This window comes from Amycolatopsis jejuensis (genome assembly GCF_000717335.1).
GTDB classification, from domain to species: domain Bacteria; phylum Actinomycetota; class Actinomycetes; order Mycobacteriales; family Pseudonocardiaceae; genus Amycolatopsis; species Amycolatopsis jejuensis.
The window spans coordinates 13991-33858 of the sequence record NZ_JNYZ01000020.1 but is presented as its reverse complement, the minus strand read 5'-3'; the positions used below and the strand labels follow the sequence as shown (position 1 = coordinate 33858).

Genomic DNA, 19868 nt, shown 5'->3' with positions numbered 1-19868 from the left:
ACCACCGGACAACTCCTCGGAACCGCCGCCGGCCGCGGCTTAGCCTTCCGCCATGCCCAAGGTCTTCCACGCACCGGTCGGGGATCGCACCCGCACCCGACGGGCGGCGGTTTCCCCGCCGGTGTCCTCGGCGGGGGCTTGCTGTGCCGATCAGCCCCTCCCGGCGATCCCGGCCCGGGTGGCCGCCGCACCCGCGGTGGACCCCCGCGACGACGCACCGCTGAGGGTGCTCACCCTGGGTACGGCGGCCGGTCCGGTGGTGTGGCGCGGCCGGACCGGGATCTCGACGGCGATCGTGGTCGAGGGGGTCAGCTACCTGGTCGACGCCGGAATCGGGGCGATCGAGCGGTACCGGCAGCAGGGGCTGCGCTGGGAGGACCTGCGCCACATCCTCATCACGCACCTGCACTCGGACCATTACCTCGAGCTTCCGCACGCGTTGCTGGTGCCGTGGGAGCTGCCCGGTGAGTCCTATCAGGACACTTTGTCGATCTGGGGTCCCGGCTCGGTCGACCTGGCGCTGCCGCACCACGCCGCACCCGGTCAGCCGGTTTTCCCGGCGCGCGTGGAAAACCCGGGCGCACCGCTGCCGGGGATCACCGAGGTCGTGCACGGCATTCTGGGTTCGGCTTTCCAGACCGACCTGAACATCCGTTACGTGGACGAGAACCACGCCGACATCCGCGAATTGATCCGGACGAACGACATTTTCCTTCCGCGGGAAGCAGGCGCGAATCTCGCCACGCGCCGCTGCCCGCCGATGGATCCGTTCCCCGTTTTCGAGGACGACCGGGTGCGGGTGACCGCGACCCTCGTCGACCACCGGTACTGCTTCCCGGCCTTCGCCTACCGCTTCGACACCGAGTACGGCTCGGTCGTCTGCAGCGGCGACACCCGGCCCAACGGCAACCTGCTGAAGCTGGCCCACGGCGTGGATCTCCTGCTGCACGAGGCCATCCACCTCGACCATCTGGTGCGGGAGCTGAAGCCGGAGCCGGGCCTGATGGACGGCCTGCTGGCCAACTGGGAGGAGCGGCACACGCTGCACTCCGCCGTCGGCAAGGTCGCCGCGGAGGCCGGGGTGGCGAACCTCGTGCTCAGCCATCTCGCGCCCGCGCACACAGATCTCATTTCCGACGACGAGTGGCTGGAATTCGTGCGCCGTGATTTCCGGGGGGACAGCGCGGTCGGGCACGATCGCGGCGAAATCCGGCTGGTGTCCCGTCCCGGTACCCGGAAATCCCTCGTGGTCCGGTGAATGGTCCGGTGAATGCCGGGAAAGAGCAAAGGAGAAACGCAGTGCACCAGGCAGCAGGCTTCATCGAGGCCGAAGGGTTCGTCCCGATTTTCGATGCGATCGACGCGATGGTGAAAGCCACCTCGGTCACGGTCACCGGCACCATCCGGCTGGGCGGCGGGCTGGTGGCCGCCGCGGTGACCGGCGAGCTGGCCACGGTGGAGGAGGCCATCCAGGTCGGCGCGGAGGCCGCCCGGGAGCGGTCCGGGGCGCGGGTCCATTCGGTCATCTTCGCCAGCCCGGCCGAACCGGTCGCCGCGCTGGCTGCCCACCCGCAGCTGCTCGACGCTTAGGAGACAAGCACATGGATTCCCCACGCGAAGCAATCGGCCTCATCGAGACGCGAGGTGTCGTCGCCCTCACCGCCGGGATCGAGGCGATGATGAAGACCGCCGACGTCCAGGTCGCGGCCATCGAACGGATCTCCTACGGGTACTTCGCCGCGGCAGTGCGGGGCTCGATCGCCGCGGTGCGGCAGGCCCTGGACAGCGGCACCGCGGCCGTACGCCAGTATGGCGACCTGCGTTCGGCGCAGCTGTACCCGCGCCCGTCCGAACGAGCGTCGGCGTTGCTGGACAACGGATCGCAGACCGCCTTGCAGGAGGCCGTGGCGACGATCCGGACGATCGAACGCGGGCAGTCGCAGTGATCATCGGCAACGTCGTCGGGCGGCTGTGGAACGACCGGCAGATCCCGTCGCTGGCCGACCGCAGGCTCGTCGTGGTCCGCCAGTCCGACGGCGCGATCACGGTGGCGGCCGACCTGATCGACGTCGCGGCCGGCAACACCGTGCTGCTCACCTGTGACGACGCGGCGCAGGAAATCGCCGGGACCGGCATCGACGCGGCGGTCGTGGCGCTGGTGAGCGGCGCCGACCATTTCGGCCGGGAACCGTGAGCAGGCAGGTACAGCTCCGCAACTTCGTCGCGGGCGAATTCGTTGCGGGCACTGCGGTGTTCGACAAGGTCAGCCCGGTCGACGGAACCGTCGTGGCGCAGGTCCACGAAGCCGGAGCGGACGTGGTCGACGCCGCGGTCAAGGCAGCCCGAGCGGCGCTCACGGGTGCGTGGGGACGATCCCGTGTCGCCGAGCGGGCCGCGTTGCTGCGGCGGATCGCGGACGTCATCGAGGACCGGGCCGACGACCTGCTGCGGGCCGAGATCCGGGACACCGGCAAACCCGAAAAACAGGCTCGGGAGCTGGACATCGGCCGCGCGGCGCTCAACTTCCGCGCCGCCGCCGACGTGATCGCCTCGGCCGGGCTGGACTCCTTCCTCACCGAGCTGCCCGACGGCCGCCGCGCGCTGAACTATGCGGTGCCGAAGCCGCTCGGCGTGGTCGGGGTGATCGTGCCGTGGAACCTTCCGCTGCTTCTGCTGACCTGGAAAGTCGCTCCCGCGCTGGCGTCCGGCAATGCGGTCGTCGTGAAACCGTCGGAGGAAACGCCGTCCTCGGCCACGCTCCTGGCGGAGGTGATGGCCGAAGCCGGGGTGCCGGACGGGGTGTTCAACGTCGTGCACGGCCGCGGGCCGGGTTCCGCGGGGGAGTTCCTGGCCACGCATCCCGGGGTCGACGGCATCACCTTCACCGGGGAGTCGGCGACCGGGGCGGCGATCATGCGCTCGGTCGCGCCGCACGTCCGTCCGGTGTCCTTCGAGCTGGGCGGGAAGAACGCCGCCGTCGTGTTCGCCGATGCCGACATCGAGCAGGCCGTCGACGGGCTGAGCCGCTCGATCTTCACCAACACCGGCCAGGTCTGCCTGTGCACCGAACGCGTGTACATCGAAGAGCCGGTTTTCGACAGCGTCGTCGCGGGTCTGGCGGAACGGGCGCGCGAGCTGCGGCTCGGCGACCCTTATGCCGCGGAGACCACCACCGGCCCGCTGATTTCGGCCGCGCACCGGGCAAAAGTGGTGTCCTACCTGGACCGGGCCGTTGCCGAGGGCGCGTCCGTGGTGGTCGGTGGCGGCATCCCGGACCTCGGCCCGGATCTCGCGGCCGGAGCGTGGATCGAGCCGACGTTGTGGACGGGGGTCGACAATACGTCCACCGTGATGCGGGACGAGGTGTTCGGCCCGGTGGCCGGGCTCGTCCCGTTCACCGGCGAGGAGGAGGCGATCCGGCTGGCGAACGACACCGCGTTCGGGCTCGCCGCGGCCGTCTGGACGACCGATCTGGACCGGGCGCACCGCGTGGCCGGCCGGATGCACGTGGGCATGGCCTGGGTCAACACCTGGTACCTGCGGGACCTCCGCTCGCCGTTCGGCGGGATGGGGCTGTCCGGGATCGGACGCGAAGGCGGCCGCCATTCCCTCGGTTTCTACAGTCAACCCACCAACGTCTGCATCGGCCTCGCGGCCGGACCCCGACCGGGAGAACACGGATGGCCAGCCGCATAACGGAAAGCACCGCATTCCTCGCCGAGGCGCTCCGCGACGCGGACCTGCCCTCGCTGCTTCCGGCGCTGGCGCACCTGACCGGCGACACCTCGCTCCTCGCGGACCGGTTCCGCCCGGCGCCGCCTTCTCCGGCGGCCGACGTCCTTCCGCAAGGCGGGATGAGCGGCGCCGCGCAGCAGGAAGCGCGGGAACTGGCGCTGGCGGCGCTCGCGGCTTACCGGGATCGGGGCTGTCCGGAGCCCGCGCAGCCGGGTCCCCGCGAGCAACGGGAGCTGATCCGGTTCGTCACCGGGTCCGAGAACGATGCCTACCTGCCGTTGCTCGCCAACGAGCTCGGACTGGCCGGGGACACCGGCGCACCGTGGTGGACGAAAGACGAGATCGCGCCCGGTACGGAGTTCACCGTCGCGGTGATCGGGGCGGGCATGTCGGGCCTCGCCGCGGCGCACCGGCTCGGACAGGCCGGGATCCCGTACGTCGTGCTCGAAAAGAATCCCGAGGTCGGCGGTACCTGGTGGGCCAACCGGTATCCCGGCTGCCGGCTGGACACCAGCAATTTCGCCTACAGTTTCTCGTTTGCGCAGAAGGCCGGCTGGCAGCATCAGTTCTCGCCGCGCGGCGAGATCCACGACTATTTCCGGCACATTGCAGACGATTTCGACCTCCGCGCCCGCATCCGGTTCGGCACCGAGGTCGTCTCCGCTTCCTACGATTCGGCGACGGCCAAGTGGGAATTGCGGTACCGCACCGCGGAAGGAGCCGACGGCACCCTCACGGTCAACGCGGTGATCAGCGCGGTCGGCCAGCTCAACCGTCCCCATTACCCGGACATCAAGGGCCGCGAGAGCTTCCGCGGCCGGTCGTTCCACACCGCCGAATGGCCCGCCGACCTCGATCTTTCCGGCGCGCGGGTGGCGGTCGTCGGCACTGGAGCCAGTGCTTACCAGGTGATCCCGGCCATCAGTGACACCGTCGGCGAGCTGTCGGTGTTCCAGCGGACGGCGCCGTGGATGATGCCGACACCCACTTACCACGACAAGATTCCGCCGGGGCTCGCGTGGCTGTTCGGGCGGGTGCCGCATTACCACAGCTGGTACCGCTTCCTGCAATTCTGGAACAGTCTCGAAGGCCGTCGGCAGTACCTGCTGGTGGACCCGGAATGGGAGTCGACCGAATCGGTGTCGGAGCTCAATGATCGCGTGCGGGAGGCGCTGACCGAGAATCTCGAAAAGCAGTACGCCGACCGCCCGGATCTGCTGGCCAAGGTCATTCCGCCGTATCCGCCGTTCGTCAAGCGCATGCTGCGCGACAACGGGGACTGGGCGCGCACGCTCAAACAGCCCCACGTCCACCTGGTCACCGACCCGATCCGCGAGATCACGCCCACCGGCATCCGGACCGCGGACGGCGTCGAGCACGAGGTCGACGTGATCATCTACGGCACCGGGTTCCGGGCTTCGGAGTTCCTCGAGCCGATGACCGTGACCGGGCCCGGCGGGGTCGACCTCCACCGGCACTGGAACGACGATCCGCGCGCCTACCTCGGTGTCACGATTCCCGGTTTCCCGAATCTGTTCTGCCTGTACGGCCCCAATACGAACCTCGTGCTGAACGGCAGCATCATCCTGTTCTCCGAGGCGGGTGTGCACTACGTGCTCGACTGCCTCCGGGAACTGCTGTCGCGCAACAAGAAAGCCATGGACTGCCGGATCGGGCCGTTCACGGAGTACAACCGGCGGATCGACGAAGCCAACCAGCGGATGGCGTGGAGTTTCGCCGGGGTCAACAGCTGGTACAAGAACAAGCTCGGCCGCGTATCGCAGAACTGGCCGTTGCCGATCGTGGAATATTGGCGTTTGACGCGGCAGGTGGAGCCCGGGGATTACCGGTTCTTCCCGTGATTCAGAACCAATGCAGGCAATGCGGCGTACGTTCCGCGCGGAAAAGCTGATCGGCGAGGCGGCCGCTTCCGGGTGGTGCGGTTGGATCCGCCGGGCGCGGACGAGGGTGCTCGGCCGTGCCGCCGAGGTAGAGGGAGCCCAGGTCTCTCACGTCCAGGGACAGGTCGGGGTCCTCGGCGGTGGGCGTGCAGTCGGCTGCGCCGTCGCGGATGGTGACGCGGTAGCGGGCGCGCTCGGCCAGGAAAGGGTCGTCGACGTCGAGGACAAGGGTGCCGTCAGCGGGCCAGGTTCGGCTGGTGAGTGCGCGGGGATGTCCAGCACAGCAGGCGGACCCACAGCCATTGCGGTGCACGGCGATGTACCTGGGGGCGGCGGCGCATCAACGCGGCGAGCACGCCGCGGCGCCGGTGTGACGGCAGCACCCCGACGGCGGTGACCCCGGCGGCGGGCGCGAGGACGTTGCCGGGGAGGGTGAGTTCGAAGGAGTGGCGGCGGCGGTGCCGATCGGCCGCCCACCGGTGTCCAGCGCGAACAGGCCACGTTCGATCTCGAGCGCCGACCACCAGTTGCCGCCCGCCGGCGTGGCTTCCCGCGAGCGGCCGAAGGCGGTGTGCACGGTGTCGACGAAGCTCTCGAAGTCGTTGCCGGTGGTCTGCCGGATTTCCATCGGCACAGTCCAGCGCCGATCCGGGTCCGGGGCAAGCGAACAAGGAAGGACGGCCCCGGGCCCGGCAGGGCCCGGGGCGGCCGGGACAGGTCAGACGGAGCAGGTCAGCCGGGACAGGTCAGCAGGGGCAGGTCAGACGGGAACGATGCTCATCGCTTCCGGTGAGCCGGTGTAGGTGTAGACTCCCGGCCCGCCGCGCTCCGCGCAGCCCTGGCCTTGGGACACGATGCCGATCTGGATGTACGTCCGGGTTCCGGGCACGACGCGGAAAATGGGGCCGCCGCTGTCGCCCTGGCAGGAGTCCTTGCCCGCCACCCCCGCGCAGAAGTCGGTGGCCCGGTTGTAGGTCACGTCTTCCGAGCCGGGATAGGAGATCTCGCATTCCTGGTGACTGAGGATGGGCACGTCGACCTGCCGCAACCGGTCCGGGTTGTTGATCTGCACCGGGTCGGTGTTGCCCCAGCCGATCACCGTGGCCGTCTCGCCGGGGCGGATCAGCCCGTCCGTGCCGCGGGTCGGCTGCTGGATCGGGACGATGCCGGTCACCGGCTCGTCCAGCTTGAGCACCGCGATGTCGTAGCCGAGTTTCTCGCCGTATTTGGGGTGTGTCTGGGCGTCGGTGACGTTGCGTACCTGCCCTTGCTGGTCGTTGCTCAGCACCGTACGGCCGACGACCACCTCCAGGTCCTTCACGTCCGCTCCGGGCACGCAGTGCGCGGCGGTCAGCACCGTGTCCGAGTTGATCAGGCTGCCGCCGCACACGTGCCGTTCGTACCCGTTGCCGGAGCCTTTGTTGCGCAGCGAGGCCATGAACGGGTACGCGTCGTCGGACACCTCGGTGCCGCCGACGATCTGTCCTTGCGCGCCGTCGCCGGGCGGGGGCGCGGCATGTGCGGGGACTGCGGTGGCGACGAGCGCGGCGGCGGCGAGGAGGACGGCCGCTCTTCGGCGGGAAAACGGGATACGCATGGAGGTTCTCCGTTTCGCGTTGGCCGGGGGAATGGTCTGCTCTCCTCGGCGGTACCGCCGAGGCTGACAGGACCGCCTCCGCGAAAGCCATCCGTCGGACGGCTGGCGGCACCCCACCGGTCGGCCGGGCACAACCGGGCGAAGATCCTTTATCGGGCACTTATGGGGCGCTCGATACGGTGCCGGAGACCTGTTCCGGCCGCGTCGAGACGCTGGAGAAACCCATGCGAATTCCGGATTTCCTGCGCCGTGTGGCGGTGGCCGCCGCCGCACTCGGGCTGGCCGCCGTGGGCACCCCGGCCGACGCGATCACCGGCGGAACACCGGCCGGTAAGGCGGAACCCTGGATGGTGTCCCTCCGCGGCGGCGACGGACACTACTGCGGGGGCACGCTCGTCGCTCCGCAGTGGGTGCTCACCGCGGCACATTGCGCCCTGCGTGACACTCCCGGTGCCGTCCCGCAGCTCCCGCGCGAGGTCGTGCTGGGCAGCCTGCGCCTCTCCAGCGGCGGGACCACCGCTCAGGCCGCGGAGGTACACGCCCATCCGGACGCGAAATGGGTGCAGGAAGACGGGCGGCTGTACTTCAGCGGCACCGACGCGGCCCTGATCAAGCTGACCAAGCCGGTCGCGAACCAGCCGCTGCCGCCTGCCCCCGCAACCCCCGCGGTCGGCACCCCGGTGCGGCTGCTGGGCTGGGGATACGCCGGTCAGGACACCGAGGGCAAGCCCGTCTTCCCGGACGCACTGCAGGAGGTCACCCTGCCGCTGTCGGGGACCGGCACGAAGGACGGCGCAGTCCGCGACGACCAGATCGTCGTCAAGGACAGCAAGGGCCGCGGCGCCGGCAACGGGGATTCCGGCGGCCCGGCAGCGGTGCAGACCACGGCGGGATGGGCGCTGGCCGGTATCTGCTCGGCAGGTGGCAGCCCGGAGGGCACGACGGTGTCGATTTACACCGACGTTTCCCGCCATCTCGGGTGGCTGCGGCAGACCATGGGGGGAGCTGCCGCCGATTGACCCGGCCGGAGCACCTGATGATTGGCCGGCAGCTTTTCGCGCGTTTGAGGTCCGTGAAGGGAACCATCACGGAATCTGATTCCCTCATGGTTCCCTTCACGGACCGGCTCAGCCGAAGCAGGACTCCATGGCGGCGCGCATGGTGGTGATCCGGTGAGTGCCACACCCCCGGCGGGGATCCGGGTCATGCTGGTGGCCGGTGAGCTCCCGATCCTCCCGAAGCTCCGGCCGGTCCTGGACCACGCACCCGGCATCGAGGTCGCAGCCACCGTGACCGCGGCGGCGGCCGGTGAGGTCGAGCGGCTGGCCCCGGACGTAGTGCTGCTCGGGATGCCCGAAGCCGGTGGGTTCGCCGTCGTGCGGAGGTTGCGTGCGCTGCCTCGTCCGCCGGTGGTCGCCGTGCTCGCGGCGGCCGGGGCGAGGCAGTGCGTGATGGCCGCGCTGTGTTCGGGCGCGTCGGGATTCCTGTTCGAGGACACCGATCCCGTGCTGCTGGTCCAGTACGTGCGGACGCTGGCGTGCGGCGCCGTCGTCCTGGCGCCGGAGGTGACCGCTTCCCTCGTGCCCGGCTGCGCCGGCCGGGGGATCGCCGCCCGGCTGGCCCGGCTGACCGGGCGCGAGCGGCAGGTGCTCCGGCTTGTCGCGGAAGGACTGTCCAATGTGGATATCGCGGCCCGGATGCACCTCAGCACCGGCACGGTCAAGGACCACCTGAGCGCCGTGTTCGTCAAGCTCGACGTCCACAGCCGGGTACGGGCTGCCCTGCTGGCGCAGAAGGCCCGCCTTTGACAAGTGGGGACCCACCCCGTATAAATGGGGGAGTACCCCACTTAAAGGAGGCGGGTCATGTCCGAGGCGGTCCGGGTCGAGGTCTGGGCGGACGTGCAGTGCATCTGGTGTTACGTCGGCGACGCGCGCTGGAAGCAGGCGGCCGGGCAGTTCGCGGGTGAGGTCGAGTTCGTGCACCGCGCGTTCGAGCTGCAGCCCGGATCGCCCGCCGACTTCGATGCGCAGGCGTATCTGCAGTCCCAGCGGGGGATGACCCCGGCGGACCAGGAGCGGGCGTTCGGGGCGATCAAGCAGGTCGCGAAGGCCGAGGGGCTCGAGTACCTGCCGGAGCGCATCCGGCCGACCAACTCCCACCTCGCGCTGGAGCTGCTCCACCACGCCGGGCAGGAAGGCGCGCGCGACGTCCTGAGTGACCGGCTCTACGCGGCGTACTTCGCGGAGGGCAGGCACGTCGGCCGGGTCGACGAGCTGGTCGAGCTGGCCGGTGAAGCGGGTCTGGACCGGCAGCGGGCCCGCGCGGCACTCGATGCCCGGACGCACGCGGAAACCGTCGACCGCGAAGCCGCGCGCGCCCGTTCCCTCGGTGTGCAGGGCGTGCCGTTCTCCGTGCTGAACGACACGTACGCGATCTCCGGCGCGCAGCGCACCGAGGTCCTGCTCGACGCACTGAACCGGGCGGCAGCATGACTCCACTGTGCGTCGACGGCGTCTGCCTGATTCCATCTCACCACAAGGAGAACAACCCCATGACTACTGTCGACCCGGCTCTCCGGTTCGAAATCCTCGACCTCGTCACCCGCTACGCCACCGCAATCGACACCCGCGACTGGGTGCTGTTCCGCAGCACCTTCACCGCCGACGCGGATGTCGACTACGGCTTCGCCAAGTGGTCCGACGCGGACTCGTTCACCAAGTTCATGCAGGAGAACCACGACCCGGCCGGAATGTCGCTGCACCGGATGAGCAATACCGTCATCACCGGCGTCGACCCCCTGGCGGCCCGCACGTACGGCGACGCGCTGATCCTGTCGCCGGACAACAGCAAGGGCACGGTGTCGAATGCCTGGTATGACGACGAGTTCGTCCGCACCGAGGAGCGCGGGTTGCGGATTTCGCGTCGTCACCTGCGGATGACGTCGTTGATCGAGACCGGTCCCAATCAGGCTCCGCTGGGCTGAGCGGGCTTACGCCGTCAGTCCCTCGAGCCGCCGAGAGTTCCCTGCTTCCACCACCGGGTTCCGGCGACGATGGTGTGCCGGGCGTGGACCGGGTCGCAGCGGAGCCACGCTTCGACGACGCGCTTTCGGGACGCTTGGTATGACGACGAGTTCGTCCGCACCGAGGAGCGCGGGTTGCGGATTTCGCGTCGTCACCTGCGGATGACGTCGTTGATCGAGACCGGTCCCAACCAGGCTCCGCTGGGCTGAGCCGGTTTACGCCGTCAGTCCCTGGAGCCGCCGGGAGATTCGGTGGTGGTGCTCAAGCATTTCGGGGAGCCGTGGTAGCCGGAGTTCTCCGCTTTCCACCACCGGATTCCCGGCGACGATGGTGTGCCGGGCGTGGACCGGGCCGCAGCGGAGCCACGCTTCCACCGCGTCCGAGTGGGCCCCGGCGAAGGCGACCGGGTTCAGGTCCCACGCGACCAGGTCCGCCGGGGCACCCACGCGGATGCGGCCCAGGTCGGACCGGCCGAGGCAGGCCGCCGACCCGGTGGTGGCCATCTCCAGCACATCCCGCGCGGAGATCGCTCCGGCACCACCACGGCCCTTCAGTGCGACCAGGGCGGTGTGCGCCTCCAGCCACATACTCGCGTGCGCGCTGTGCGTCGACGAGTCACAGCCGATCCCCACCGGCACCCCGGCCGCGCGCAGTTCCGGCACCGGCGTCGGACCGGCGCCGCGCATCAGGGTCGGCGTCGGGCAGTGCGCGACCCCGGTACCCCATCGGCCCAGCCGCTCGATCTCCGCAGCGTTCGGGAACACGCAATGCGCGACCCACGCCCGGTCGGTACCCCAGCCGACGTCCTCGAACACCTCCACCGGCCGCTTTCCGAACACCCGCGCGCAATATTCGTCCTCGGCCTGCACTTCCGACAGATGGGTGTGCAGCCGCACGTCGAGGCGTTCGGCCAGCTCTGCCGTCTCCCGCATCAGCGAAGGGGTCACCAACGCCAGCGCGCACGGCGCGAGTCCGATTTGGACCATCGCCCCCGCGGAACGGTCGTGGTACTTGCTCACCAGCCGTTCCGAATCCGCGAGGATCTCGTCGGCCGTCTGCACCACCGAGTCCGGCGCGAGTCCACCGTCCTTTTGCGACAGGCTCATCGACCCGCGCGTCGCATGGAACCGCAGCCCCACTTCCTGTGCCGCGCGTACCTGGGCGTCGATGAAGTTCGGTCCAGTGTGGACATACAACATGTCCATCGAGGTCGTACACCCACCGAGCGCAAGTTCCGCCAAGCCGACATACGTGGACACCTCGATGGCTTCCTCGTCGAGGCCCGCCCACATCGGGTACAGCGCCTTGAGCCAGTCGAACAGGTCGACGTTCATCGCCGCCGCGTTGCCTCGCGTGAGGTTCTGGAACAGATGCTGATGGGTGTTCACCAGCCCGGGGGTCACGAGACTTCCCTTGGCGGACAACGTCTTCGCCGCAGCAGGTTCCGTACCTGGCGTGCCGACAGCGGCGACCTTCCCGCCGGACACCGCGATCCAGCCGCCGGGGACGTCGTCGCCGTCCATGGTCACGATGAGGTCCGCGTCGCGGACCAGCAGGTCGTACATCAGAGGAGTCATCCCGTCTGTCGAGGGTGGGCGAGGGTGCGGGTGTCGGGGTCGATACTGGGAATGGAGGACAGCAGCAACCGGCTGTACTCGTGCTGCGGATTGGCGTAGAGCTGCTCGGCGGCGACCGATTCGACCACCTCGCCGTGGTACATCACGAGCACGTGATCGCTCATGTACTCGACGACGTTGAGGTCGTGGCTGATGAACACGTACGTCAGCCCGAGCTCGCTCTGCAAATCCTTGAGGAGATTGAGGATCTGCGCCTGCACGGACTTGTCGAGCGCGGACACCGCTTCGTCGCACACGATCAGCTTCGGGCTCAGGCTGAGCGCCCGCGCGATGTTCACCCGCTGCAGCTGCCCGCCGCTGAGCTGGTGCGGGTAATGCGAACCGTGGTTGGGATGCAGCCCGACCCGCACCAGCAGATCCGCCACCCGCTCGCGGATCTCCCGCCGCGGCGAACCCTGGATCCGCAGCGGGTACCCGATGTTCGCCTCGATCGTCATCCGCGGGTTCAGCGACGAATACGGGTCCTGGAACACCATCTGCACGGTCTGCGGCCGCTCGCGCCGCTCCAGCTCGCGCACGTCCTTGCCGCCGATCGTCACCGTGCCCTGGTCCGCCTTGAGCAGCCCGACCAGCACCCGGCCGAGCGTCGACTTGCCGGACCCGGATTCGCCGACCACGCCGAGGGTTTCGCCCTCGTTGACGTACAGCGACACATCGGACACCGCGGTGATCGCGTCGCGGCTGAACGGCCCGTTGCGGATCGGGAACCGTTTGACCAGCGAGTCGGCGACCATGAGGGGAACAGGCATCGGGGTCACCTCCGCACGTCGAGAGCGTCACGGAAGCTGTCGCTCAGGATGTTGAACCCGGCCGAGGCCAGGAAGATGAACAGACCGGGCAACGCGACCACCACGGGCACGGTGTACAACGCGTCCCGCAGACTGTTGAGCATGGCGCCCCATTCGGCAGTCGGGGGCGGCGCGCCGAGCCCGAGGAAGCTCAACCCAGCGCCGACACTGATGCTGAGACCCACCAAGCTTGCCGCGTACACGAACACCGGACCGGCGATCGTCGGCAGCACGTGGTGCAGCAGCACCTGCCACCAGCGCGCCCCGCTGAGCCGCGCGGCTTCGAGGTATTCCTCCACCATCACCTGCCGCGTCGCCGATTCGGCGACCCGCGCGACCGGCGGGATGAACGCAAGACTCAAGGCCAGCAACGAGTTCACCACGCCCGGCCCGAGCGACGCGGTCACCGCGATACCGATCAGGATCGCCGGGAAGGCGTACGACATGTCCAGTACCCGGCCGAGCGCCGCGCCGACAGTCCCGCCGACGTAGGCGATGAACGCGCCGAGCAGCGTCCCGGCCACTGCCGCCACGGCCACCGGGACGATGCCGGTGGTGAGCGAAAGCCGTCCGCCGTACAGCAGCCGGGTGAGCATGTCGCGGCCCAGCTCGTCGGTGCCGAGCAGGTGCCCGGCGGTCCCGAGTGGACGGAGCCGGTCGCCGACCGCGACCACGTTCGGGTCGTACCCGGTGAGCCACGGCGCGAAGATCGCGGACAGCACCAGCAAGGCGAGCACCACCACGGCCACCATCGCGACCGGGTCGCGGCGGATGCGGCGGGCGATCTCGGCGGAGCGGCGGACCGGCGCGACCTGCGGGCCGTCGTCCGGGACGGCGGAAACCTCCGGCAGCGCTTCGGAATGGCTGCGGCTCATGATCGGACTCCTCTCCGCAGGCGCGGGTTGAAGGCGAACTGGAGCAGGTCGACGACGAGCGTGATCACCACGAACGTCACCGCGATGACCAGGACGGAGCCCTGCACCACGCGCAGGTCGCGTTCCGCGATCGCGTGGTACATCAGCTGCCCGAGGCCGGGCCAGTTGAAGATCGTCTCCACCAAGACCGAACCGCCGAGCAGGTACCCGATCTGCAGACCGCTCACCGCGAGGATCGGCGGCGCGGCGTTTTTCGCCACGTGCACGAGAATCCGCCAGTTGCGGACCCCTTGCGCGCGCAGCGTCTGCACGAAGTCCTCCCCGAGTTTCTCCAGCAGGCTGGCCCGGGTCATCTTCGCGGAGAGCCCGGCGGTGACGCACGACGCGGCGAGCGCGGGCAGCACCAGATGCTGGACGAGATCGGCGAAACCGCCTGCCGCACCGTGCATCCCGCTCGGCGGGAACCAGCCGAGCGTGCTGCTGAACAGGATGATCAGCAGGATCGACGCCCAGTAGTTCGGCACGCTCAGCCCGAGTACCGCACCACTCGAGATGACCCGGTCCGGCCACCGCCGGGCACTGCGCGCGGCCACGCTGCCGAGCAGGATGCCGACGCCGAGCCCGATGATCGCGGCGGCCGCGGCGAGGACCATCGTGTTGGGGAAGGCGGTCGAGATCAGCTCGGCCACCGGGCGGCCGCGGGGCAGCGAGAACCCGAGGTCGCCGTGGAACACCCCCTGCAGCCACACCCAGTACTGCCCGGGCAGCGACCGGTCCAGCCCGAGCTGGTGCGCGAGCGCGTCGCGTTCGGCCTGGGTCGAGCCGGGCCCGACCACCCCGGCGAGCGGGTCGCCGGGGAGGACGTTGAGCAGGAGGAAACTGACAAGGGACACGCCGAACAACGCCGGGACGGCCATCGCGAGGCGCTTGACGAGGAGGACGAGCATCGTTGCTCCCTGCTTCCCGCGGGCTAGGCCGGTTTGACCCAGACGTTGCGGACGTCGAAGTACCAGGACTGCGGCTGCACGAAACCGCGTACGGACGGGGCGAGGGCCTGCAGGTCGAGGTCGTGCACCACGAACGTCATCGGCGAGTCCGCGGCGGCGAGGCCGAGTGCCTTGGCCATCAGGGCGGCCTGCTTGGCCGGGTCGAACTCCGCGGCCACCGCGGCGAACGCCTGGTCGACCGCGGGATTGCGGTACCCCATGACGTTGCAGCAGCCGGCGGGCGGGATACGGCCGGACGAGAACCGGTCGGCGAGGAACGGCGCGGCCCAGGACATCGAGTTGTACAGCGCGTCGTACTGCTGGTTCGGCCCGGTGAACCCGGCCCGCCCGATGGTCAGCAGCAGGTTCGACTCCAGCGGGACGAGCTGCATGTCGATGCCGACGTCCTTGAGGTTCGCCTGCAGTACCTGGGTCATCGGCTGCGGCCACATTGTGCCCGACCCGCCGGTGGGCACCGCGACCTTGATGCTCAGCCCGCTGCTGTGCCCCGCTTCGGCCAGCAGCGCCTTGGCCTTGGCCGGATCGTAGTGGTACTTCTCCCCGAGAGTCTTGTCGTACCAAGGGTTTCCCTCGTACGCGGCTTGGCTCGCCGGTATGCACAACCCGTCGAGCAGGCCGCTGCACAGGCTCTTGCGGTCGATCGCGTACTGCAGAGCTTCGCGTACCTTGGGGTCGGTGAACGGCGCCTTCGCCAGGTTGAGGTACAGCACCATCGTGTGCGGGTACGGATGCGTGCGGATGGCGTCACCCTGCGACTTCAACCGCGGTACGGCGTCCGGCGGCGGCGTTTCGATCCAGTTGACGTCGCCGGCTTCGAGCGCGGCCAGCCGGCTCGACGGGTCGGCCATCGCACGGATCCGCAGACCGTCCAATTTGGGCGGTCCGGCCCAGTACTCCTTGTTGGCGACCAGGTCCAGCGTGTCCTGCGTGTAGGTGCGGACCTTGAACGGCCCGGTTCCGGTGGCATGCCCGGGGTAGTCGCGGTTGCCGTACTTGCGGACCGCGGCAGGGCTCGGGAAGTAGATCCCGGCGAGGTCCCACAGCAGCAGGGAATCCGGGGCGCGGGTGGTGATTTCGACGGTGTTCGCGTCCGGCGCCCGGTACGACGCGATGGTCTGGGTCTGGAACTTCGCGGCGGTGCTGAGCGATTCGCTGAAGAACTCGGAACCGGGTTTCGTGAGCCGGTCGAGTTCGAAAAGGACCGCGGCGGAGTCGAAAGCCGTGCCGTCGTGGAACTTCACGCCGGTCTTGAGGTGGAACGTCCAGGTGCGCTTGTCCGGCGACATCGTCCACTTCTCCGCCAGCGACGGCTGTGGCGTGGGGGCTTTGTCGGCCTGGTCGAGGTCGAAGGCGGTGAGCGCGTCGTAGATCTGGCCGCTGACCCAGCGGATGCCTTCGGCACCCTGTGTCGCGGGGGAGTCGGGGATGGGGACGGTGGCGGCGTTGATCGCGACGCTCAGCGTGCCGCCGGAACCGCTCCGGTCGGTCGCGGCGTCGCCGGTGCCTCGGGTGCTGCCACCGGCGTTGCATGCGGTGGCGAGGGTCAGCACGCTCAGCCCGGCCAAGATCCTGGTCCGCAGGGAACGGCGCATGATCTCACTCTCCTCGGTCCGCGGATGCGCCGGTGAGGACGCATCGGGCGGTGTGGCTGTCGGTGAACCGCCGCACGGGCGGGTCGTCGGCACGGCAGAGGGCCGCGGCGTGGCGACAGCGGGGTGCGAAGGAACACCCGGACGGCAGCAGCGCCAGGTTCGGCGGGGCACCCGGGATGGCCACGGGACGGGTGCGTTGCCCGCCCCGGACGTTGGCGTCCAGCAGCCCGATCGTGTAAGGGTGCCGGGGGTTCTTCAGTACTTCGCGGCAGGTGCCGGACTCGATGGTGCGCCCGGCGTAGAGGACGAGTACCTCGTCGGCGATTTCCGCGGTCACGCCGACGTCGTGGGTCACGATGACGGTGCTCGTCCCGAGTTCGGTGCGGACGTCGTTCAGCAGCGCGAGAATCCGTGCCTGCACGGTGACGTCGAGCGCGGTGGTCGGCTCGTCGGCCAGCAGCACGCTCGCGCCGCAGGCCAGCGCGGCGGCGATCGCGACCCGCTGCCGCATCCCGCCGCTGAGCTCGAACGGGTAAGCCCGCAGCCGCCGTTTCGGTTCGGTGATCTGCACGAGCTCCAGTAGTTCGAGCGCGCGCGTGCGGGCTGCGCGTTTGTCCATTCCGGAATGCCGGCGCAGTGGTTCGACGAGCTGTTGCTCCACTGTGTACACCGGATCGAGCGCGGTCATCGGATTCTGGAACACCATGGAAATCCACGCGCCCCGGGTGCCGTTTCGTTCCCGCGGCGGCATCGCGATCAGGTCGCGCTCGCGGGTCCACACCTCGCCGGACACCGCGGCCCCCGGCGGTTCGATGCCCATCAAGGTACGCAGCAGCATCGATTTGCCAGACCCGGATTCGCCGAGCACCCCCAGTACGGAACCCTTTGCCAGGTCGAAGGAAACCCCGTCGACCGGCCGTAGCGGACCCGCGTTGCCGTGGATTTCCACGGTGAGCCCGCGGACCGACAGCACGGCACTCATGGCCGGTTCCCGTTCTCCGCCACGAGCACCCCGCCGACGTACACGCGTGTGGGCAGCGCGCCGAGGTCTTCGGTGAGGAAGAAATCGGCCCAGCGGCCCGGGGTGATGCTGCCGAGGACGTGGTCGAGCCCGTAGTGCGTGGCCGCGTTGAGACTGCCGAGCTGCAGGGCGACCGGCGCGGAGATCCCGGCGGCGAGTGCCCGCGCGACCTCCGGAAGGACCTGCCCGGACCCGGTGCCCAGGCACAGATGCCGCGCGTCGAGGGTGCCGTCGGCGATTGCGGTGAGGACTTCGGCGTCGTCCGGGACCAGCACCGTCCGGCCCATCCGCAGGGTGGACCGCACGGAACTGCCCGGGACGCGCGCCATCCCCAGCCCGTGTGTGGCCGCGGCGGACTGCACGGTGGCTCCGGCATAGTCCGCGGACGGGCCGCTGCGTTGGGTGAGGCCGTGTCCGGTTGCCTCGAAGAGCCGCCCGGGGAGGTCGTACCGCGCGATCCCGTCGGCGGGGCCGAGCTCCGGCGTGACCACCGTGGTCGTCCCGGTGCGGACCGCGTTCCAGCCGATTTCCGCCCAGGTCAGGTCGGGGTCGGGCAGCAGATGCGGTTCGACCAGCCCGGGTGCGGCGAGCAGGCCGGAACAGTCCTCCTCGCGGGCGGCCGGGCCGTCGAAGTTCTCCCGTACCGCGACGATCCGGCGGCCGAGCAGGACGACGTCCGCAGGGTGGGTTTCGTTGCTGTAGGGGGAGATCACGTGGCAGTTGCGGAGGACCAGGTCGGCCCGGTGGTGCCCGCGGGCGGTGCCGATCTCCCGGGTCAGAGCGCGGACCCGGTCGCGGATGGCGTCGGTCATCGGGCCACTTCCTCGGGCTGCAGGACGACGGGGACGAATTCTCGGGTGGAGACCTCGACCAGGCCGCGGTCGGTCATGCCGTACGCGGGCAGCGTGTGCAGCACGGTCCCGGCCAGCGCACGGACCGGGTTGGTCAGCACGCAGCCGAGCGCGTCCTGCGCGACCTGCTCCAGCCGGGCGACGGAGTCGACGACCTGTTCGTACGGCAGTTCGGAGATGATGCCGCCGACCGGCAGCGCCACGTCGGCGAGCACCTCGCCGTCGCGGACGACGACGTACCCGCCCTGCATTTCCTCCACCCGGCGGATGGCGGTCCACATGTCGCCGTCGTCGACCCCGGCGCACACGATGTTGTTGGAGGGCCCGGAAACCGAGCTCGCGATGGCACCGGTGGTGAGGCCGAACCCGCGGATGAACGCGACGGTCGCATTGCCGTTGCGGCCATACCGCTCGACCATGCAGAACTTGAGCACGTCCGCCGCGATGTCCGGCTGGACCAGGCCGTCGACCACCGGGAGTTCGGCGGTTTCCGCGCGGTTGAACGCCGCGTCCTGGTCACTGGCGTGAATCACGCGTACCCGCGCTGTGGTCGAGCTGTCGGGAGCGGGTACCGCAAGGCGTTTCGCGTCGAGGGTCGGATGCAGGCGGACCGTGGTGCGATAGGTGGCGGGGAACTCGGGCTCGGGGACCTTCGCGACGAGCACCCCGTCGACCGCGGCGACCTTGCCGTCCGCGACGACGATGTCCGGGCGGAACTGGGCGAGGTCGTCGACGAGGGAGAAATCGGCAAGGCGGCCGGGGGAGACGCTGCCGAGCAGGTGCGCGAGCCGGTAGTGCTGCGCGGTGTTGAGCGTGCCCATCCGCACGGCTTCGACCGGCGAGAGGCCGCCTTCGATCGCCACCCGCACGGAACGGTCGAGGTAGCCGAAACCACGGGCGACCATGCTGGTGACGGTGATGTTGTCGATGCAGAAATGCAGGTGCCGGGTGGGGACCTGCGCGTCGCGGATGAAGTCGACGAGCCCGTTGGTCAGGTTTTCCCGGCCCGCGGATTCCACGGCGAACATCGCGACGCCACGCCGCAGCCGCGGCCGGATGTCGGCCGGTTTCGTGACGCAGTGGTCGTCGCGGACCCCGGCGGTCACGTATGCGTCGAAAGCGGCTTCGACCTCGGGCGGCAGGTCGCCGCCGTGACCCGACACGCGCAGCCCGCGGGCCAGGCACAGCGCCAGCCGTTCGAGGTACGCCGGGTCGGTGGCGAGGATCTTCGACGAGATGGTTTCGCCGATGCTGACCGATTCCGGCCATGCCAGCATCCGGTCGAGGTCGGTGGAATCCATTTCGTACGCGACGGTTTCGCGGTCGGGGTCCACCGGCGAGTACGACGGCATGGCGAAGTACGCGCGGAGCGGGAGCCCGGCGAACTGGTCGATCACGCTCCGGACGCCGTCCGGGCCGCCGGTGGTGATGATGTTGGTGGTGTCCACGAAAACGGTGGTGCACCCGAGCGGCACGACGACCCTGGCGAGCTCGCCGGGGCTGAGCGACGTCGTGTCGAGGTGCATGTGCGGGTCGAGGAGACCGGGGACCACGTAGCGGCCACCGGCGTCGATGACCTGTTCCGCCTCGCGGAATTCGCCGGCGGTCACCGAGACGATCCGGTTCCCGCGGACGGCTACGTCGGTCGGGTAGATCTCTCCCGACCACACGTTGACCAGGGTGGCATCCCGCACGAGGAGGGACGGGGCTTCCATCATGGGCGCTGCCTTTCGCGCTGTCGCGACCTGCTGCCTTCGAGGCGTTCAGTTAACGTTCACGGGCGCGACAGGCACAATGTGGTCGGACACGAAGCTTCGACCGCCTCCGCGGCACTGGTC

Annotated in this window: 21 protein-coding genes; 10 read left to right on the top strand and 11 right to left on the bottom strand. The window is 69.5% G+C overall.

What is annotated here, in order from left to right; genetic code table 11:
• The first annotated feature begins 52 nt into the window (after nucleotides 1–52).
• Genes OO71_RS26240 through OO71_RS26215 form a run of 6 tightly spaced genes read left to right on the top strand, consistent with a single transcriptional unit; the run spans nucleotide 53 to nucleotide 5597 of the window.
• Nucleotides 53–1258: an MBL fold metallo-hydrolase gene (locus tag OO71_RS26240; RefSeq protein ID WP_084145299.1), complete on the top strand. Its 1206-nt coding sequence runs from the start codon at nucleotides 53–55 to the stop codon at nucleotides 1256–1258.
• Nucleotides 1259–1299: 41 nt separating this feature from the next.
• Nucleotides 1300–1590, top strand: coding sequence for a BMC domain-containing protein (locus OO71_RS26235; RefSeq protein WP_033292571.1), 291 nt, complete (start codon nucleotides 1300–1302; stop codon nucleotides 1588–1590).
• Between the two features lie 11 nt (nucleotides 1591–1601).
• Nucleotides 1602–1946, top strand: coding sequence for a BMC domain-containing protein (locus tag OO71_RS26230; protein ID WP_033292570.1), 345 nt, complete (start codon nucleotides 1602–1604; stop codon nucleotides 1944–1946).
• The gene (locus OO71_RS26225) at nucleotides 1943–2194 is read left to right on the top strand and encodes a EutN/CcmL family microcompartment protein (RefSeq protein ID WP_033292569.1); all 252 of its coding nucleotides are present in this window, start codon (nucleotides 1943–1945) and stop codon (nucleotides 2192–2194) included. The genes OO71_RS26230 and OO71_RS26225 overlap by 4 nt, the downstream gene beginning before the upstream one ends.
• The gene (locus tag OO71_RS26220; protein ID WP_051792196.1) at nucleotides 2191–3696 is read left to right on the top strand and encodes a 2-hydroxymuconic semialdehyde dehydrogenase; all 1506 of its coding nucleotides are present in this window, start codon (nucleotides 2191–2193) and stop codon (nucleotides 3694–3696) included. The genes OO71_RS26225 and OO71_RS26220 overlap by 4 nt, the downstream gene beginning before the upstream one ends.
• A complete protein-coding gene (locus OO71_RS26215; protein WP_033292568.1) occupies nucleotides 3681–5597 on the top strand; it encodes a flavin-containing monooxygenase in 1917 nt (638 codons plus the stop codon). The genes OO71_RS26220 and OO71_RS26215 overlap by 16 nt, the downstream gene beginning before the upstream one ends.
• Before the next feature lies 1 nt (nucleotide 5598).
• Here OO71_RS26215 and OO71_RS52395 read toward each other — a convergent pair whose 3' ends face one another.
• From OO71_RS52395 to OO71_RS26200, 3 genes are all read right to left on the bottom strand, one after another.
• Entirely contained in the window at nucleotides 5599–5949 is a 351-nt protein-coding gene (locus OO71_RS52395; RefSeq protein WP_033292567.1) for a sterol carrier protein domain-containing protein, read from the bottom strand.
• On the bottom strand, nucleotides 5873–6160 hold the full coding sequence (locus OO71_RS52390) for a GNAT family N-acetyltransferase (RefSeq protein WP_245633778.1): 288 nt from the start codon (nucleotides 6158–6160) through the stop codon (nucleotides 5873–5875). Before OO71_RS52390 ends, OO71_RS52395 begins: the two co-directional genes overlap by 77 nt.
• Before the next feature lie 236 nt (nucleotides 6161–6396).
• Entirely contained in the window at nucleotides 6397–7233 is an 837-nt protein-coding gene (locus OO71_RS26200) for a S1 family serine peptidase (protein WP_051792193.1), read from the bottom strand.
• 224 nt (nucleotides 7234–7457) lie between these two features.
• On the opposite strand from OO71_RS26200, the gene OO71_RS26195 reads away from it, so the two are divergent.
• The 4 genes from OO71_RS26195 to OO71_RS26180 all read left to right on the top strand — a co-directional run bounded on the left by OO71_RS26195 (nucleotide 7458) and on the right by OO71_RS26180 (nucleotide 10219).
• The gene (locus OO71_RS26195; RefSeq protein ID WP_051792191.1) at nucleotides 7458–8252 is read left to right on the top strand and encodes a S1 family peptidase; all 795 of its coding nucleotides are present in this window, start codon (nucleotides 7458–7460) and stop codon (nucleotides 8250–8252) included.
• 153 nt (nucleotides 8253–8405) lie between these two features.
• Entirely contained in the window at nucleotides 8406–9041 is a 636-nt protein-coding gene (locus OO71_RS26190; protein WP_245633777.1) for a LuxR C-terminal-related transcriptional regulator, read from the top strand.
• 57 nt (nucleotides 9042–9098) lie between these two features.
• A complete protein-coding gene (locus OO71_RS26185) occupies nucleotides 9099–9728 on the top strand; it encodes a DsbA family oxidoreductase (RefSeq protein ID WP_033292564.1) in 630 nt (209 codons plus the stop codon).
• Between the two features lie 59 nt (nucleotides 9729–9787).
• Nucleotides 9788–10219: a nuclear transport factor 2 family protein gene (locus OO71_RS26180; protein ID WP_051792189.1), complete on the top strand. Its 432-nt coding sequence runs from the start codon at nucleotides 9788–9790 to the stop codon at nucleotides 10217–10219.
• A 255-nt stretch (nucleotides 10220–10474) separates the two neighbouring features.
• On the opposite strand, the gene OO71_RS26170 is transcribed toward OO71_RS26180, so the two are convergent.
• Genes OO71_RS26170 through OO71_RS26135 form a run of 8 tightly spaced genes read right to left on the bottom strand, consistent with a single transcriptional unit; the run spans nucleotide 10475 to nucleotide 19748 of the window.
• Nucleotides 10475–11836, bottom strand: coding sequence for an amidohydrolase family protein (locus OO71_RS26170; protein WP_033292562.1), 1362 nt, complete (start codon nucleotides 11834–11836; stop codon nucleotides 10475–10477).
• On the bottom strand, nucleotides 11833–12645 hold the full coding sequence (locus OO71_RS26165) for an ATP-binding cassette domain-containing protein (protein WP_084145297.1): 813 nt from the start codon (nucleotides 12643–12645) through the stop codon (nucleotides 11833–11835). Before OO71_RS26165 ends, OO71_RS26170 begins: the two co-directional genes overlap by 4 nt.
• Before the next feature lie 5 nt (nucleotides 12646–12650).
• Nucleotides 12651–13559 (bottom strand): ABC transporter permease, encoded by a 909-nt coding sequence (locus OO71_RS26160; protein WP_051792183.1) that lies wholly within the window; start codon nucleotides 13557–13559, stop codon nucleotides 12651–12653.
• A complete protein-coding gene (locus OO71_RS26155) occupies nucleotides 13556–14506 on the bottom strand; it encodes an ABC transporter permease (protein WP_033292561.1) in 951 nt (316 codons plus the stop codon). Before OO71_RS26155 ends, OO71_RS26160 begins: the two co-directional genes overlap by 4 nt.
• 23 nt (nucleotides 14507–14529) lie before the next feature.
• Entirely contained in the window at nucleotides 14530–16158 is a 1629-nt protein-coding gene (locus tag OO71_RS26150; protein ID WP_051792180.1) for an ABC transporter substrate-binding protein, read from the bottom strand.
• 4 nt (nucleotides 16159–16162) lie between these two features.
• The gene (locus OO71_RS26145) at nucleotides 16163–17140 is read right to left on the bottom strand and encodes an ABC transporter ATP-binding protein (protein WP_033292560.1); all 978 of its coding nucleotides are present in this window, start codon (nucleotides 17138–17140) and stop codon (nucleotides 16163–16165) included.
• Complete coding sequence (locus tag OO71_RS26140; protein WP_033292559.1) at nucleotides 17137–17991, bottom strand: amidohydrolase family protein; 855 nt, start codon at nucleotides 17989–17991, stop codon at nucleotides 17137–17139. The genes OO71_RS26145 and OO71_RS26140 overlap by 4 nt, the downstream gene beginning before the upstream one ends.
• A complete protein-coding gene (locus OO71_RS26135) occupies nucleotides 17988–19748 on the bottom strand; it encodes an adenine deaminase C-terminal domain-containing protein (protein ID WP_033292558.1) in 1761 nt (586 codons plus the stop codon). The genes OO71_RS26140 and OO71_RS26135 overlap by 4 nt, the downstream gene beginning before the upstream one ends.
• Nucleotides 19749–19868: the final 120 nt, after the last annotated feature.

Bases quoted from the DNA above. Each gene is read 5' to 3' on its own strand.
- OO71_RS26240 (WP_084145299.1), top strand. From the start codon at position 53: ATGCCCAAGGTCTTCCACGCACCGGTCGGGGATCGCACCCGCACCCGA.
- OO71_RS26230 (WP_033292570.1), top strand. From the start codon at position 1,602: ATGGATTCCCCACGCGAAGCAATCGGCCTCATCGAGACGCGAGGTGTC.
- OO71_RS26215 (WP_033292568.1), top strand. From the start codon at position 3,681: ATGGCCAGCCGCATAACGGAAAGCACCGCATTCCTCGCCGAGGCGCTC.
- OO71_RS26200 (WP_051792193.1), bottom strand. From the start codon at position 7,233: ATGCGTATCCCGTTTTCCCGCCGAAGAGCGGCCGTCCTCCTCGCCGCC.
- OO71_RS26195 (WP_051792191.1), top strand. From the start codon at position 7,458: ATGCGAATTCCGGATTTCCTGCGCCGTGTGGCGGTGGCCGCCGCCGCA.
- OO71_RS26185 (WP_033292564.1), top strand. From the start codon at position 9,099: ATGTCCGAGGCGGTCCGGGTCGAGGTCTGGGCGGACGTGCAGTGCATC.
- OO71_RS26180 (WP_051792189.1), top strand. From the start codon at position 9,788: ATGACTACTGTCGACCCGGCTCTCCGGTTCGAAATCCTCGACCTCGTC.
- OO71_RS26170 (WP_033292562.1), bottom strand. From the start codon at position 11,836: ATGACTCCTCTGATGTACGACCTGCTGGTCCGCGACGCGGACCTCATC.
- OO71_RS26165 (WP_084145297.1), bottom strand. From the start codon at position 12,645: ATGCCTGTTCCCCTCATGGTCGCCGACTCGCTGGTCAAACGGTTCCCG.
- OO71_RS26160 (WP_051792183.1), bottom strand. From the start codon at position 13,559: ATGAGCCGCAGCCATTCCGAAGCGCTGCCGGAGGTTTCCGCCGTCCCG.
- OO71_RS26155 (WP_033292561.1), bottom strand. From the start codon at position 14,506: ATGCTCGTCCTCCTCGTCAAGCGCCTCGCGATGGCCGTCCCGGCGTTG.
- OO71_RS26150 (WP_051792180.1), bottom strand. From the start codon at position 16,158: ATGCGCCGTTCCCTGCGGACCAGGATCTTGGCCGGGCTGAGCGTGCTG.
- OO71_RS26145 (WP_033292560.1), bottom strand. From the start codon at position 17,140: ATGAGTGCCGTGCTGTCGGTCCGCGGGCTCACCGTGGAAATCCACGGC.
- OO71_RS26140 (WP_033292559.1), bottom strand. From the start codon at position 17,991: ATGACCGACGCCATCCGCGACCGGGTCCGCGCTCTGACCCGGGAGATC.
- OO71_RS26135 (WP_033292558.1), bottom strand. From the start codon at position 19,748: ATGATGGAAGCCCCGTCCCTCCTCGTGCGGGATGCCACCCTGGTCAAC.